The sequence below is a fragment of the Deinococcus sp. Arct2-2 genome (assembly GCF_004801315.1).
Taxonomy (GTDB): domain Bacteria; phylum Deinococcota; class Deinococci; order Deinococcales; family Deinococcaceae; genus Deinococcus.
Window position 1 is genome coordinate 16,543 of sequence record NZ_SSNW01000070.1, and the last position, 14,328, is coordinate 30,870.

The following is a 14,328-nucleotide window of genomic DNA, read 5'->3' on the forward strand; positions in this document are numbered from 1 at the left end:
GACCGTGAGTTAAATCCTGGCCGGCTCGAGGCCCTTTCGATCAGGCGCAACAGTATTCGAGGCGTATGAGCCTGCACACAAAATTCCGCCGACCGGATCCGGGTAGTGACCCGCTTTTCCTTTCTGGGGGTTTTATGTTTGTTTTGGGTCTTGACGTCGGTAAAAGCGAGCTGTACGCCCGTCTTCTCCAGATTCCTGAACCAGGGAAGTTTGTCCCTTTGGGAACGGGGAAAAGTGTTTCCAACACTGCCAAAGGGCACGAACAACTTCTCGCATGGTTGAGGAAGTCTGGTGCGGGTGGAGAAGGGACTTCAGTCGTGATGGAATCCACGAGTGTGTATTGGGAGCGGGTCGCCATGACCTTGTATGAAGCAGGGTGTCGTATCAGTGTTGTCAATGCAGCACAAATCAAATTTTTTGCGAAGAGCACGTTGCGAAGAGGAAAAACCGACAAGCTGGATGCAGACTTGATCGGTAGGTTTGGAGCGGTGATGCATCCAGCACGCTGGATGCCCCCTGAAGCAGACCTAGTCGAACTCCGTGCCCTGCTGCATGCTCGGGACAATATTGTCGAGCTCTCGACCGTCGAGGCGGGCCGTCATCACGCCATGGATCACCGGTATCAACCCTCTTCCAAAGCACTCGGCTTTTGTGAAGCACGTCAAGCACTCCTCGCTCAGCAGCTGGTTGAAGTGAACGACAAGGTCAACGCGCTGGTTCTCACGTCGGTCCGTCTTCAAACGGACGTGACGTTACTGCGTTCCATTCCTGGGATTGGTTCATTGACTGCGGCATTACTGCTCGTGGAGACGATGCATCTGAGCGAGATGGAAAGCTCGAACCAGTGGGCAGCATATGCAGGCCTTTCCCCCGTTCCAAGACAGTCAGGCAACTTCACCGGCCGAACGCACATCTCAAAAATAGGAAACGCACGTCTGAGACGTGCATTTTATCTCTGTGCGCTGACAGCCTCTCGAATGAAAAATGGGTTTGGGAACTTCTACCGACATCTGACATCACAGGGCAAACCTAAAAAGGTCGCCCTCATTGCCCTAGCTCGTAAGTTGCTCCGAGTTGCCTTTGCGGTTCTGAAGTCGGGCCAAAAGTTCAATCCGGATTACCGACGTCCCTCGCCTATGGCCGCTTGACGTTCCTGAACCAACACAGTATTTAACCTCAGTGGGGCCGAAGTAGTTCAGCAGGCGGCTTGACTCTCAAGCCGCCTGCTGCATCGCCTCTCGCCACAAGAGCAGTGCTGCGGTTTGGTTGCTTCGTCTAAGGGCAGCCGGGAGTGTCGTTCGAGCATGGCGGTGAAGGTTCGAGACTCGGGCGTGCAGCGCGAGGAATTCCTGCGTTCGCCGTCGTCGTTTGAAGCCGAGCTGGCTCCGTTCTTGCTGCCGTGTTGGTCGATGCGACTGTTCGACGAGGTTGTTGCAGCGGGCGGTGGAGACCACTTGAACGGGTTGTGTTGCCTTAACCGGATTGGGGTAGGCTGACCCGCCGTGACCGATCAAAAGCCCTACCGCCACCGATTTCCGATGAGCATTATTCAACATGCCGTCTGGCTGTACCACCGCTTTCCCCTGAGTTACCGAGACGTTCAGGAATTGTTGCACCAGCGCGGGATCGAGGTCAGTCACGAGACCCTCCGCGAGTGGTGCATGAAATTCGGTTCCTTCTTCGCCGAAGAGCTGCGCCACCGGGAATCCCGAGCGGGTTCCCGATGGTATCTGGACGAGGTGTGTACAAGCGTCAATGGCGTCCGGCACTGGTTATGGAGAGCGGTAGACGAGCACGGCTTCGTGCTCGACATCTTGCTCCAGCGTCACCGCGACGCAGAAGCTGCGAAGACATTCCTGAATCACCTCCTGGCCGAATACGACGTCCCAGAGGTCATTCACACCGATCAACTGCGGAGCTACGGGGCGGCGATCCGGGAGCTTCCGAGCCTGATCAACGTCGATCACCAACAGGTTATTTCCACAGCGCGCTGTAACAACATCGTGGAGCAGTCCCATCGTCCCACACGACGTCAAGAGCGACAGCAACAAGGATTCAAGCGGCGGAGACGCGCGCAAGAATTCCTTCGCCTGCACGCCCGACTTACCAACCTTCACCATCACACCCGCAACAGCGTTCCCGCCGCAACCCGAAGAAGCAATCAGCGAGTCGCCTTCCGAACGTGGTCAATGATCACAGCAGGGGTGGCCTGAACCTCAGGCCACCCCTGCCCTAGTCCGCCGCCGAACCAATTAAGGCAACACAACTACGCGTTCTGCTTGCGGACGGCGACCGCATCCGGACCGCCACCGCGTGGGGCCGCAGCGGGAACCTGCCATTCACTGTGGGCGGCATGGCCTCCCTGAGTCAGGCGGGCAAATACACGGCGGTGGTGATCGACTCCCGCGGCGGCCTCGAGGCCGCCGACCTGCTCGACCTGGCCGAATCCTGCGCCGCCTTGATCCTTCCGAGCACGCCGGATCTCGGCGGCATGGACGGCATGGCCCAGACCGTAGAAGTCTTGCGAACCGCCGGAATCGCCAATACCCGGTACGCGGCCATGCTGACGATGGTGCGCCCCGGCAATGACCGCAAACTGGCCGATGCCCGCTCTGCCTTGGCCGACGCAGGCATCCCTGTCCTGACGCAAACCATCCGGCTCTCTGAAGCTTTCCGCGATGCCAACAATGCAGGCACCCTCGTCAAGGATGTTCGCAGCAACAGCTTGGCTAAGGGCCTGTGGTTTGAGTATGAACGGGTGACCGAGGAAGTCATCGCCATGGCTGGAGCGAACGCATGAGCCTGCGCGATGGACTGGCCAACTTGCGCGCCGCGCGGGAAGAGGTGCCAGGACCGCAAAAACCCGCCTCACCTCCTCCGGCCCAGACCCCTCAGCCCGCCCCCGAAAAGCGCGAAACCTGTAGCACCCGCCTGCGGCCCAGCGTGCGCTACGCCCTCAAACGGCACTTGCTCGAAGCGCAGGAACAGGGACAAAAAGTAAAAATGGAAGCAGTCTTAGAAACGCTGATTTACCGCTACGTCCAGGACGCTGAATTTCGTGCCGAAATCAATCGGCAAGCCCGGCGCAACACATCGGACTAGAGCGCGCTCCCTTGGCATTCAGCGCTCCTGAGCGCACAAACCAACGACAAAGGGCTTGACGCTGGACTTTTCAAACCTGCCCAACCTGGGCCGACGACAAAATTCAGAACTCCTCCGCTCAGGAGAAAAGAAAGGCCTGGCCTTTCTTTTCCGGCTCTGGAAAGCCAGCCAGCGCCCAGATGGAGATCCACTTCTATTCCGCGCACCAGTCTGAACGTAAATCTGCGTGGTCGTGATGCCCTTTGTCACTCAGGCGCTTCTGCACTTGCTTGAATGGCATCGCTGCATTCAGCGGAATCCTCGCTTCGCTTGCGCGCGAGCAATGCAGCGTACCGTCTTCTTCATGCCCGCCGCCCTGTATCCGTGACGATGAGTTGGATAACTCCCGCCATGTACCGGTGATGCTGGTTGCCCCCAAACAGATCGCCCGTGCGCCATCCAGCGAGCTGATTCTGCAGTTCTTGAGCCAGATGTCCGTCAGTCAACGGGCTTCGCCAGAACCACAGAAGGTGAGGCTTGGCCCCTCCACTCAGGCCGCCACACGCAGGTAGTGCGCCCAGTACCCCTGACACACCACATAGCGGTGGGCGTGAGCACTCAGGGCTTCAAAGCTCATGGGGCCATACACCTTGGCCGCTGCGTTCATCAGCTCCCGCGTGAACACGCTGTCTGGATCGTCTAGGACGGCGCCCTCCATCCGCCCCAGTCCCCGCAACAGCACAAAGTTCGCCGACCACTCCCCAAAGCCATAAATACCGCGCAGCCAGGCCCGCACCTCGCTCAGCGGCCCCTGGCGCAGCCACTCCTCCTCAACTTGTCCGAACGCCTGGACGACAGCAGCCAAGGACTCGCCCTTGCGTGGGTGCTTCAACAGCGTCCTCAGTTCGGCCACAGAAGCCCCCGCAAGATCGGCAGGCTCAGGGAACGCCCACAGCACGCTGTTGCCGATCTGCACTGACCCGCCATAGGTGTCCACCAACCGCCGCTTCATCCCCCTGGCCGTGTCACCCGGGGTGCGTTGGGTGAGCACCGCCCAGCAGGCATTCTCGAAGGGCGTCAGAAACTTCACCTGGTGATACCCGTAGAGCTGACGCAGCACCCTCTGGAATGGGACATCCTGCTGTGCCAGGGCATAGAAGGGCCCCAGATCCTCGTCCAGGCTCAGAAAAAAACGCACCCGCTTCAAGGCGGCCTCCTTGATCTCAGAGTTGAGAGGCGCATTGCCGAAGAGGTAACACCTCAATTCAGGTGCGTCAAGGGTGCCGACCGAGTGCAGGTCAAATCCCACCGTCTGTCTGTGAATTCGAACCGCCTTGGCCAGCGACTGCGCTTCCAGTTTCTGTTCATCACTGGTGGGTGTGAATCCGCTCACGAACGCCAGCGTTTGCGCGAAGTCGAAGGGCGAAACGGGCCGCAGAAGGTGAGGAGGTGTGGTCACGTCCTTCTCCCTCATCCCTGATGAAAGGTGAGTTGGTAGCCGTCTGGGTCGCGCACCACGAACATGCGTCCAAAGGGGCCGGGTTGCGGGGGCACAACGACCTGTCCACCCGCCAAGACAATGTGGGCGTGTACCGCGTCGGCATCGTCCACAGCAAACCAGATCCCCACACCCAGACCTAGATCTTTGCTGATCTCTGTCCCAGGCAAAGGCAGACGAATGGCAAAGATGGCCCCCTGTTGACTCCTGAACACCATCGCGCCTGGGGGAGAGTGTTCAGCTGCCTCCAGGCCGATCACCTGGGTATAAAATTCCTGCGAAGCGCTGAGATTGCGCACCTGCACCGACATGAAATCCAAACGAGTCTGCATCTGTTGCCCTCCGCCTCCAGCTTGAAGGGAGCGAGTGACACCGTCCTGTCAGCAGCGTTCAGGCGTACCTTTCCAGGATGTCTTGGGCGGCCCTGATCAGTTGAGCCTGCACAGCGGTGGGGTCAAGGACACGCACCCTGCTCCCCCAGGACAGCAGCTAGGGCAGCGTCTCCTCAGCGGTACGCACCTGCAAGGTCACCAGCAATCCATCTGAAGTGTCCTGCGTCTGAGTGACGTAGTACGAGAGGTTATTCTTCACCTCGCGCGCCACCTCCGGGTCGAAGAGGGCCTGCACGGTCAACTCGCGTCTCTCCCGCGTCTCGTCGCGTTCCAGTTTGAAGTGGGGCTGCCGCCTGAACTGCTCAGGGAGAACCTTCAGATCCTCGATTCGGTCGAGACGGAACGTGCGGAACTCTGCCCGCGCGTGATCAAAGGCCGCAAGGAGCCAAACTTGGTTCAGGCGGAAGAGCCCATGCGGATCGACCTGCCGGGTCTCCTGCTCGGCTTGGGGCTTGTGATAGGTGAACTCGGCGGTTCGTCGCTCGGCAATCGTCTGCCGCAGCGTCCTGACCTTGCCGTGAAGGTCTTGCGGGGCTCGCTGCACCAGACGGAGGTTCTCGTACAGAAACTGCACTTCACCGCGGACATCCTCACCGAATACAGCGTTGAGCTTACGTGCGGCGCTCAGCGCAGAACCGCTATCGAAGGCTTGCGCGACGACGTCGCTGCCCAGGAGGAGCATGACGGCTTCCTCGACACTGAAGTGCAGCGGCGGCAAGAAATACCCAGGCATCAGGGTGTAGCCCTGCCCTGGGGCACTGATGATGGGCACCCCGGCCTCGTTCAGGGCGAGGACGTCGCGGTAGATGGTGCGCTTGGAGACGTCAAGCTGACGTGCGAGGTCTTCGGCGCGCACGCGGCCCCGGCCTTGCAGTTCGAGGACGATGGCAAGCAGACGGTCAGTGCGGTTCACGTGCCTTCAGTTTAAATGAGCCGTCATTCCTCCTGATACAGAGGGGCAATCTCATCCCAGTCGTTCCTTTTTCCTTAGCGTACTGGGAGTTCTGAATTCTGGAGTGCCCCACCTAATGGCTCTTGTCCTAGGAAGTGCAAGCCGAAGCTGAGGAGTTGGAGGGCGCCGCGGTGTTGACGCTGCAACGACGTCATCCTCTCTCCCAAAAGCTCCTGTCCACGAGTGGAGCGTCAGTGACAGAGGCGGCCCTCGCGCTGCGCCAGCACCCGCAACGCATAGGCCACGGCAGAGAGCAGTGTCGCGGTGGTGATTCCCCCATCCAAGCCCAGATACGCCACCGAATGCAGCGCCTGGTACGCGGCTTGGAGCGGCTCATCCCGCTCGGCCACCAGGCGCTCATACCACCCCTGGCCCAGCGCTGGCAAGTCCAAGAATCGTTCCCCCGCCAACGCCGCAATATCCACCGCATGCCGATCCACTTCCACGCTAAACGCCAACAGCGTCTCCCGGGTCGGCTGCGTATGGTGCAGCGCCGGAGCAAATTCCACCGCCGCCAACACCTGCAACGTCGTCGCTACACACGTCTCAAACGCCTGCTGATCGTGAAGCTGGAAGTGAGGAGGTTGAGGCACAGCGGTCATCCCCTCCAGCATGGCGCGGCCCACAAAGAGGGTCAAGGTCAAGTGACCGCAGATGACCTGAGGATGAACCTCTCGAACAGGAACAGCTCTTCACGGCTCAACGCCCCCACTCCGCGCCTGCCAACGGTCTGTGTAGCAAGGGGCGTTCCACAGTCCGGCCAAGAAGCCGGGCCTCTTCCCTGGCCAGTGGGAGGACACGCTCCCTCAAGGTCAGCTGTACCGAACGGCGACGGTCTAGACTCTGGGAGGCACCTGGCGCCCGTCCTACACACTGAACGCCTCCTCCGGCGTGGCCATCAGGAGCAAGACCTTGACGACTGCGCCGCCCTGTGAAGTGATCCAGACGTCACGCGGTATACGACCGGGACGCCGCTCGCCCGGCAGGAGGTCTGGACCCGGCTGCTGCGGCACCCTGGTCACTGGGCGCTCTTCGGCTTCGGCTACTGGCTGGCCTTTGACCGTGCCTCAGGACGCTTTGCTGGGGAAGTGGGCATCGCCCGCTTCAAACGCGACCTGCTCCTTGACCGGCCGGCCCTGGATCCGGTGCCCGAGGCCGGATGGGTCTTCATGCCCTGGTGTCACGGTCAGGGGTTGGCCTCCGAGGCGGTTCGCGCGGTCTTGGAGTGGCGCGACAGGTCACTGGAACCCGGCAGCACCTTCTGCATCATTCAGCCGGAGAATGCGCCGTCTCTGCGGCTGGCACACAAAGTGGGGTTTCGCCTCGACCAAGTGGCCAGTCACGCTGGCCGGGAGTGGCAGGTGCTGATGCGCCACCCTGAGCCAGCCCGCTCGTCCACTGCCTGAATCCTTCGTCATCAGCAATGTAGAAAAGCATGGACTCTTGCGTTCTAGCCTTGATGGTCTTGAGGTCGCCAATCAGTCTTATGGGGTGCTGCCGGCCGTGGCCTTCCGGGCCAGGCGACGTGCCGCCTGGCGAATGCGCTGGGTCCGGCCCTGAATCGCCAACACCTGGAGTTCAGGCAGGAACTGAGCCTCGCTCCCGTCCCGTTCCACCCAGTCCACCGCCCACTGTTGCCAACTGTCTGACTCCCAGCTCAGCCCCAGCCGGACACCCACATGAACGGGAAAGATCGCGGCCAGCGCTGGGGCAAGGCCCTGAAGCTCCAGGGCACGGATGAGCATCGGTGTCCATGCCTCACCCAGTTGGAGAAGCGTGACCATAAACGGCTGCGGCTGTTCTTCGAGGGAAAAGAGCTGACCTTCCTGACACTCGTAGACCCACTCCCTGTCGGGCGTGAGGCCCACCCGAACGCGCGAGGCGCCGAGTTCTAAGATTGGGAGGAACGCCCTCATACGCCCCCATCGTGCCATGACGCGTGACTGCCGTTCGCCTGGCCTTGATCCTGCCTGAGGGTGAGTCAGTGCCCCGCGTTCTCGATCAGACTCACCGTCGCAGGGCCAGGGGCAGCAGCCATTGATCTTTAGGGAGTGGCGATGAGGAGGGGAGCAGTACCCCCTTCAAGCCGAAGCGGGCCTCTGGTGTTTCGGCGAGTCTGGCCCTGATCCAGGCCGTGGCCTGCTCCAGTTGCTCATACCGCCCCAAGTCTCTTGGGAGTTCCAGCGTCGCGCCCCCTTCCACGCTGACCTGAAAGAGCTGGACGTGATGCCAGACCAGATCGCTCATTGCCTGACTCCCCAGGACACCACGGACCTCTACCTCACCCTCCGCAAAGATCCGGGCGCCCAGGCTGGGCTTCTCCTGAAGGAGGGCACTCCGTTCGCTGACCGGGAGATCGTCGAACACGTCATAGGTGAAGACCATCGCTGTATGGGGACCTTGGTGAGTCTGGGCAAAGGTGGCGGCTTCCGTCAATCCCAGAGTGCGGTCCCCGCTGAAGGAGTGCAGACCCTGGACGAGCAAGGTCTGGTCGGGGAGGCGTTCAAACAGCTCCACACCGGAGAGCAGGCTGAGATCCAGTTCGGCCAGGCGCCGCAGAAAGGTCAGGGCCTGTGACGCGGGGATGAGGAGCTCGGCCTCGCTGAAGGGAGGCGCCCCGCCGTACTCCCGCTGCAGGAGAAGGAGTTTGGTGGCCGCATCCATGGAGAACATCCTGCCACACCTCCCCGTAAACGCCCGAACGGTCCATGTTTATCGGCGTCAGTCCCTTTAGGACAAGACAAATCTCAGAGGGCGGAAGAAACTCAGGGCCACATTTTCATAAATATGTGACACAACATTCTTGTAAAACTGTCAGTCCACAAGAATAGCTTCAAACAGGGTAACGGTCTGGCGCTCGCGGATTCCCCGCAGCATTTCAGGGAATAAATGGGGCTGTCCGCGCCTTTCCAGCCTCAACACATGCTCCATATGGGCGTGAAAGCCTTGGCTCGGCAAGACGAACAGATTGTCAAGACTGTTGTTTGTCGAGTCGCCGTCCAAGTGATGAACGACCTCACCGGGCCAGAGGGGACGCCCCAAGCGGGCCGCCGCGATCTGCCGGTGCACCAACTCTGCTCGTCCAGTCTGCTTGTTCTTGAGCTTGCGGTAGGACTTGCGATTTCGCATGGTCACACCCTCACATTCCTGTGAATTTGTCAAACTACGCCTCTGTGACTACACGCCCTGCCCATTCAGCACCTCCTGCAACAGTTCTTCGGCCAGGTCCTGCACTGTCATGTCCCGCTGGACGCTGAGTAGTTTCAGCCGCTTGTGGGTTTGAGCCCGGAGGGCCACATTGACCCGCTTTTCAGGAATGGCTTGAGCGGGTTCCTCCGCGACCTTGGGCCGGGGCACATCTGCCGCCCGTCGGGCCGCTCCCAGGATGCTGCTGGCGTCCGTCGACTTCTTGGTCATGCGATCACCTCCAGCTCGGTCATGGCTTCCCGGAACGGCGCCGTCAAACTCTCCGGAATCAGGTTGCCGAAGGAGCGCTGATAATCCACGGCCTTACGAATCTGGGCGACCACCGGATAGCCGAGTTCTTCCAGCGCCGGACGCATGGCTGCGCTCACGTTGTCGTGCTCGGTGCGGTTGATGACGAACCCTAGCTGCACCCCGTCTTGCAGCTCGACCATGCTCAGCGCCTGCACTGTTTCCTGAAGGCGGTCCATCTCGCCCGCTCCAGGCAGCAGGGGAATCAGCAGCACCTGCGATTGCCGCGCCGTGTCCTGCAGCGTCCGGGTGTCGTTGGGCGGCGTGTCGACGATCAGGAAATCCACCGGCTCCAGGCGGGTGGCCTCGATCGGGCCGATCACCCGGTAAGGGAGGACGACGCCTCCGGCCTGCGCTCCGTGCTGCCAGCCCATGGCGCTGCCTTCCGGGTCACGGTCGAGCAGCGCGACCCGGTGGCCGAGTTCGCCCAACACTTGCGCCAACCCCACAGACAGCAGGGTTTTGCCGACGCCGCCCTTGCGGCTCAGGACACTGATGATCTTCACAGACTCACTGTGTCACACAAAGATAGAAATGTGAAGGTGTGATCGGCGAGTTTCTCGAGCAGACAAGGGTGTGATCCTCTACAGAAGCCCCTTGTGGGTGTCCTAGAAAATCACAAGGATTAAGCGTCTTTTGCTCTGAAGTTCATCCCACAGCGCGGCTCACTCCCTATAGAATCCCGGAAGACAGCGATCAGCAGGGCGCAGCTGTTCAACCGGACCCGTACACCCGCAACCCCAACTGGAACTCGGCTTGAAGAGCGGTTCGCCTGGCCCGAACTTCACAGGACTTTGCAGGCATTCGCCCGTTCACTCCTCTTGCGCAACTTCGCTCACGACGACGGCATCTCGTTCAGATCAGGGTGGGAGAGTCAGGATGAAACAGAGCCATGCTCCGCCCCAGGTGCTCCGTCATGAACTGTCCAGAACGGGCCTGTTGGAGCGGCTGGCCACGGCCATGGATTACCAGGTGGTCGCCCTGGTGGCCCCCAGCGGCTACGGCAAGACCACGGCCCTCGCCCAATTTGCCCGCACGACCCCTTACCCGGTCGCCTGGCTGAGCCTGCGCGAGGATGACGCGGATCCCGCAGTCTTCGTGCAGTCGCTGTGCGCTGCGGTCGCGTCGTTTGACTTTGTCTCTCCTTCTGGTCTGCCGCCGAGCGCGACCCTGCGCGATCTCGCAACCCTGCTCAATAACCTGGCGTTCAGTGTCCGCCTGGTGTTTGACGACGTCCAGGTTCTCGGCGCCGAGTCCGGCCGGGAGCTGAGCCGCTTTATTGAGGCACTGACCGAAGGGCATCAGGTGCTGATCGGTTCGTACGTGGATCCGCCGCTGCGGCTGGCCCGGCTGGTGGCCCGGGGCTCCGCCCTGGTGATCGGCCTCGAGGAACTGGCGTTCTCGCGTCAGGAAAGCGAGCTGTACCTGCGTACCCGGCAGTTTCAGGGGCGTCCAGACCGGGCCTACGCCCATCTCAGCGGCTGGCCGGTCGGCCTGGCCCTGGTGTCGAGCGAAGCCTCGCTGCACTACCAACCCGAGCACCTGATTGCAGATCTGATCGAGACGCTTGAACCGCACCTCTCCGGCAAGCTGCCTGAGGCGGCGGTCATGGACGTTTGGGATGAAAGCCTGGCGCAGCAGTTGCAGCTTGACCTCCTGCCCGGCTGGCTGGACACGGTCAAACGGCTGGGACTTCCGCTGGCCCCCTTGGGAAACAACCGATTTGCCCCGCATCAGTTGCTGCTCCACACCTTGCTCAGCCGGTTGCGCCTCGTGCCAGAGCGCTTCGGCACCCTCCATGCCCGGATGGCCGCCGTGCATCAGGAGGCTGGAGATGCCCTGGCGGCGCTGCGTCTGCACCAGCGTGCGGGGCACTTCCAAGCCGCCCTGACACTTGCCCGCGAGCTGGTCAACCGCTACACCGAGCGGCTGGAAATGAGCCTGGTCTGCCGAACCCTGCAGGACTTTTCGCCGGACCAGTTGCCCGTGGAAGTGCAGTTGCAGTGGGCGGGGGCCTTGCTGGAAACCGGGCAACCCGAAGCAGGAGCGGCCCTGTTGGAGCGAGTCCAGGCGCAGCAAGACAGCGCGCTCCTCCGGTTCTACCAAGCGCGTTTGAGAGGGTCTGGGCAGAATTACCAGGCCCAGCTGGACGCGGCCGAAGAGGCGTTGAGAACCTATCCAGACGCTCTATCCTTGTTGCGCCTCAAAGCCCACGCCCTGCTGAATCTGGAGCAGGCCGAAGAAGCCCTCCAGACCGCCCGCTACGCTCTGGCACGCTGCCCGGTGCCGCTGGGAGTCGAAGAAGCGCAGTGCCTGCACCTCTGCGCGCAGTGCCTGTATGGACTGGGGCGCTGGCAGGAATATCAACGGATGCTGGAACGGGCGCTGGACGCCTTCACGGCCCTCTCCATGCCGGTGCGCACCCTCTACCTCTTTAATGATCTGGCCGACCTTTACCGCAAGCAGGGCCGCCTTCCCGAAGCGCATGATCTGCTGGAACGGGCGGTTCGGACAGCCCGCGAGGAAAACAGTGCGGCCCTGCCCATGCTGCTGGAGACGTTAGGGGAAACTCTGCTGGACATGGGTGACCTGGAGTCCGGCATGGCGACCCTGAGGCAGGCGCTGGGGATCTGTGACGAGTTTGGGGCGCTCAATCTGCAACGCCGGATCCGGCTGATTCTCGCCGAAGCCCTGGCCCGCGCAGACCAGGTCGCGCAGGCAGAAGATCAGCTGGAGCAGGCTGAACCCCTCAACAGCGGTTTGCGCCCCCGCGCAGAGTTTGTGCGGGGGCTAATCGCGCTGGTGCAGGGAGACGCTCAGGCCGCCCTGACCCGGTTCGGCCCACTGGACTTTCAAGCCCATCACCCACTGGCCCTGCGCACCGTGGTCTACCGCCGTGAACTGCACCTGAAACTGAAGCGCGTCCACAAGCTCTCCACAGCAGAGGCCGCGTGGATTCAGCAGCACCCGGCCCAACATGTTCTTCGCCAGGACGCGCCGTGGGTGACCCGGACCCTGCGGGAGGTCAAACTTCAGTTTCAGCCCGCCTTGACCACGCCGCGCGCCACCTTGCACCTGAACACGCTCGGTCAACTCAGAGCCCGCGTGGAAAGCCGGCCGCTGCAGATTCCTTTCGCCAAAGCGGGCGAGTTGCTGGTCTGGCTGGCCCTTCACGGCCCGGCCAGCCGGGAACAAGTTGTGGACGCCCTGTGGGACGGATCCCGGGAAGAGCGGCATATCGGATACTTCAAGGTCGTGGTCCGGCGGCTGCGCCTGGCCCTCAGCGAGATTTTGCCCGACGTGATCAATCCCCTGCCGTTTGAGGCAGGGCAGTACGCGCTCAGTTCAGACTTCAGTGTGGACCTGGACGTGACCCGCAGCTTCTCCAGCACCGACGATGAGGCTGGACGCCTGACGCAGCGGCTCTCTCTGTGGCAGGGGGAGTTCCTGCCCGGGTTGACCAGCGAATGGATTCAAGATGAGCGGCGGCGCATTCAAGATGAGTTGACGGTTCAGATCCTGCATGAGGCGGCCGGTGTTCAGGCGACCCACCCGGAACTGGCCCAGCAAGCCTACCAGTTGATCTTGAGACTCGACCCCCTGCAGGTGCCGGCCCACCATGCCCTGATCCGGCTGTTCCACGGCCGTGCGGACGCCGTGGCCGCCTCGCAGGCCTACGGAGCCTACAGCCGCATGATGCGCCGAGAATTTGCCGAAGAGCCGCGCCCTTACCCGCAGGTCGTCGCCACTCTGGACTGAGGGCTCACAACCAAGTCTCGGCCGCCTCGCGTAGCGCATGCAGAAGGGTGATGTCCGCTTCAGGCAGGTCAGGGGTGAGCGCCAGCAGGCCGTCGAGGTGATGGTGCACGCACGCCGCCGCAGTACACCGTTTCAGGGCCTGCAGTTTTGCCCGGAAGCGCCGGCCTGTCTCGGCCTGCACCCGTCCGGTCTCCCACTGACTTGCCCGGATTTCAAGCCGCTGCAGCAGCGGTTGCAGGGCGGCCAGATCAAGCGTGGTCATGGGAAGGTGACGCGGCATTGAAGAGTCATAACAGTTCCGCCTTAACAGGGAATGAGGGGGTTCGTCCCCGCACAAGCGGCCGCAACGGGCGTCTTGGCAGGGACGAGAACTTCACCTCAGCGGGCCGGGGGCGTCACAGGAGGCAGGGTGACGTTGGGGCAGGGGGCCGGGGGCGGCGTGCCCCCTCCACTGACCTCTGCCCGCCCGATGCCGCCCAACACGAGTACCACGATCAGCGCTTTGCTCACGGTGCTCCAACGTTTCTGTGTCATGTCTTGGCCCCCTGGTGAAGTGAGGTCATGGTGCAGGGACACCAGAGAAAAATCGGAGTACAGCACCTGCCGGAAAAAGCCGCCGCCGTTCTCTCGGCCAGGCCTGGTTCCGTTTGATCGCGTCAACACTGGGCAATCCAACACGTTTTGGACTGAGTATAAGTTGATCATTTCTGGATGGCGACTGATATTGCCCGCAATGTCGTGGAAAAGGCCCCCAGCACATACTGGGTTCAGAAGGCGAGGAAGTGCAGGAGCGATCGGACCGGCCAGACAGGCAGACCCCGATCAAGGTCTCGAACACAGGTGGCCTTTCAAAGGAGGAGCTATGGAAAAGTCAAGCTTTTGGCTCGGAGAAGATGGTGGGGGCAACACACCCGAGATGGACGACCTCAACATCTTCACGTTTACCGGATTTCGGTTCATTTTCCCCGCCCAAGTGAACGCCGGTCAGGGATTTGAAAGTGCTTTGGTATTGGAACTGCAGTAAGCCCCACCCCAGCAGGAGCGGCCAAGTCAACCCGACGCCCTCATTCACCAAGGAGAACTGCCATGACCAACGGAATCGACTGGACCGCTGATGCCCACACCGACGCAAGCCTGGACGGCGTGAACGT

At 61.6% G+C, this 14,328-nt stretch carries 17 protein-coding genes and 2 pseudogenes; 7 read left to right on the forward strand and 12 right to left on the reverse strand.

The annotated features are described in order from the left end of the window. Positions 1–65 precede the first annotated feature (65 nt). Positions 66–1,148, forward strand: a complete 1,083-nt coding sequence (locus E7T06_RS20855) for an IS110 family transposase (protein WP_240741211.1) — start codon at positions 66–68, stop codon at positions 1,146–1,148. Between the two features lie 66 nt (positions 1,149–1,214). Here E7T06_RS20855 and E7T06_RS20860 read toward each other — a convergent pair. Next, positions 1,215–1,460, reverse strand: a pseudogene (locus E7T06_RS20860) (IS6 family transposase); the annotation flags it as partial. A gap of 42 nt (positions 1,461–1,502) precedes the next feature. Between E7T06_RS20860 and E7T06_RS20865 the strand changes: the two are divergent. From E7T06_RS20865 to E7T06_RS20875, 3 genes are all read left to right on the forward strand, one after another. After that, positions 1,503–2,213, forward strand: a complete 711-nt coding sequence (locus tag E7T06_RS20865) for an IS6 family transposase (protein ID WP_136367686.1) — start codon at positions 1,503–1,505, stop codon at positions 2,211–2,213. Positions 2,214–2,353: 140 nt separating this feature from the next. Next, positions 2,354–2,800 (forward strand): ParA family protein, encoded by a 447-nt coding sequence (locus E7T06_RS20870; protein ID WP_205751002.1) that lies wholly within the window; start codon positions 2,354–2,356, stop codon positions 2,798–2,800. Next, on the forward strand, positions 2,797–3,102 hold the full coding sequence (locus E7T06_RS20875) for a hypothetical protein (RefSeq protein WP_136367687.1): 306 nt from the start codon (positions 2,797–2,799) through the stop codon (positions 3,100–3,102). Before E7T06_RS20870 ends, E7T06_RS20875 begins: the two co-directional genes overlap by 4 nt. Positions 3,103–3,631: 529 nt before the next feature. On the opposite strand, the gene E7T06_RS20880 is transcribed toward E7T06_RS20875, so the two are convergent. From E7T06_RS20880 to E7T06_RS20895, 4 genes are all read right to left on the reverse strand, one after another. Next, positions 3,632–4,540, reverse strand: a complete 909-nt coding sequence (locus tag E7T06_RS20880; protein WP_136367688.1) for a DNA-3-methyladenine glycosylase — start codon at positions 4,538–4,540, stop codon at positions 3,632–3,634. A gap of 11 nt (positions 4,541–4,551) precedes the next feature. Further along, the gene (locus tag E7T06_RS20885) at positions 4,552–4,911 is read right to left on the reverse strand and encodes a VOC family protein (protein ID WP_136367689.1); all 360 of its coding nucleotides are present in this window, start codon (positions 4,909–4,911) and stop codon (positions 4,552–4,554) included. Between the two features lie 157 nt (positions 4,912–5,068). After that, positions 5,069–5,884 carry a YafY family protein gene (locus E7T06_RS20890; RefSeq protein WP_136367690.1) on the reverse strand — a complete coding sequence of 272 codons (816 nt, stop codon included), beginning with the start codon at positions 5,882–5,884 and terminating at the stop codon, positions 5,069–5,071. A 230-nt stretch (positions 5,885–6,114) separates the two neighbouring features. Next, positions 6,115–6,561 carry a hypothetical protein gene (locus tag E7T06_RS20895; protein WP_136367699.1) on the reverse strand — a complete coding sequence of 149 codons (447 nt, stop codon included), beginning with the start codon at positions 6,559–6,561 and terminating at the stop codon, positions 6,115–6,117. Between the two features lie 309 nt (positions 6,562–6,870). On the opposite strand from E7T06_RS20895, the pseudogene E7T06_RS22015 reads away from it, so the two are divergent. Then, positions 6,871–7,329 (forward strand): annotated as a pseudogene (locus tag E7T06_RS22015) (GNAT family N-acetyltransferase); the annotation flags it as partial. A 78-nt stretch (positions 7,330–7,407) separates the two neighbouring features. Here E7T06_RS22015 and E7T06_RS20905 read toward each other — a convergent pair. The 5 genes from E7T06_RS20905 to E7T06_RS20925 all read right to left on the reverse strand — a co-directional run bounded on the left by E7T06_RS20905 (position 7,408) and on the right by E7T06_RS20925 (position 9,924). After that, on the reverse strand, positions 7,408–7,839 hold the full coding sequence (locus E7T06_RS20905) for a hypothetical protein (protein ID WP_136367691.1): 432 nt from the start codon (positions 7,837–7,839) through the stop codon (positions 7,408–7,410). A gap of 91 nt (positions 7,840–7,930) precedes the next feature. Beyond that, the gene (locus E7T06_RS20910; RefSeq protein WP_136367692.1) at positions 7,931–8,587 is read right to left on the reverse strand and encodes a hypothetical protein; all 657 of its coding nucleotides are present in this window, start codon (positions 8,585–8,587) and stop codon (positions 7,931–7,933) included. Positions 8,588–8,737: 150 nt separating this feature from the next. Then, positions 8,738–9,052, reverse strand: a complete 315-nt coding sequence (locus E7T06_RS20915; RefSeq protein ID WP_136367693.1) for an HNH endonuclease — start codon at positions 9,050–9,052, stop codon at positions 8,738–8,740. A 48-nt stretch (positions 9,053–9,100) separates the two neighbouring features. Continuing rightward, positions 9,101–9,340, reverse strand: coding sequence for a hypothetical protein (locus E7T06_RS20920; protein WP_136367694.1), 240 nt, complete (start codon positions 9,338–9,340; stop codon positions 9,101–9,103). After that, entirely contained in the window at positions 9,337–9,924 is a 588-nt protein-coding gene (locus tag E7T06_RS20925) for a ParA family protein (RefSeq protein WP_136367695.1), read from the reverse strand. Before E7T06_RS20925 ends, E7T06_RS20920 begins: the two co-directional genes overlap by 4 nt. Positions 9,925–10,297: 373 nt before the next feature. On the opposite strand from E7T06_RS20925, the gene E7T06_RS20930 reads away from it, so the two are divergent. Continuing rightward, positions 10,298–13,177 carry a tetratricopeptide repeat protein gene (locus tag E7T06_RS20930; RefSeq protein ID WP_136367696.1) on the forward strand — a complete coding sequence of 960 codons (2,880 nt, stop codon included), beginning with the start codon at positions 10,298–10,300 and terminating at the stop codon, positions 13,175–13,177. A gap of 4 nt (positions 13,178–13,181) precedes the next feature. Here E7T06_RS20930 and E7T06_RS20935 read toward each other — a convergent pair whose 3' ends face one another. Then, the gene (locus E7T06_RS20935; RefSeq protein ID WP_136367697.1) at positions 13,182–13,439 is read right to left on the reverse strand and encodes a hypothetical protein; all 258 of its coding nucleotides are present in this window, start codon (positions 13,437–13,439) and stop codon (positions 13,182–13,184) included. A 116-nt stretch (positions 13,440–13,555) separates the two neighbouring features. Then, positions 13,556–13,711, reverse strand: coding sequence for a hypothetical protein (locus E7T06_RS21435; RefSeq protein ID WP_168733700.1), 156 nt, complete (start codon positions 13,709–13,711; stop codon positions 13,556–13,558). Between the two features lie 328 nt (positions 13,712–14,039). Between E7T06_RS21435 and E7T06_RS21440 the strand changes: the two genes are divergently transcribed. Further along, positions 14,040–14,201, forward strand: a complete 162-nt coding sequence (locus E7T06_RS21440; RefSeq protein WP_019011951.1) for a hypothetical protein — start codon at positions 14,040–14,042, stop codon at positions 14,199–14,201. The last annotated feature ends 127 nt before the right edge of the window (positions 14,202–14,328 follow it).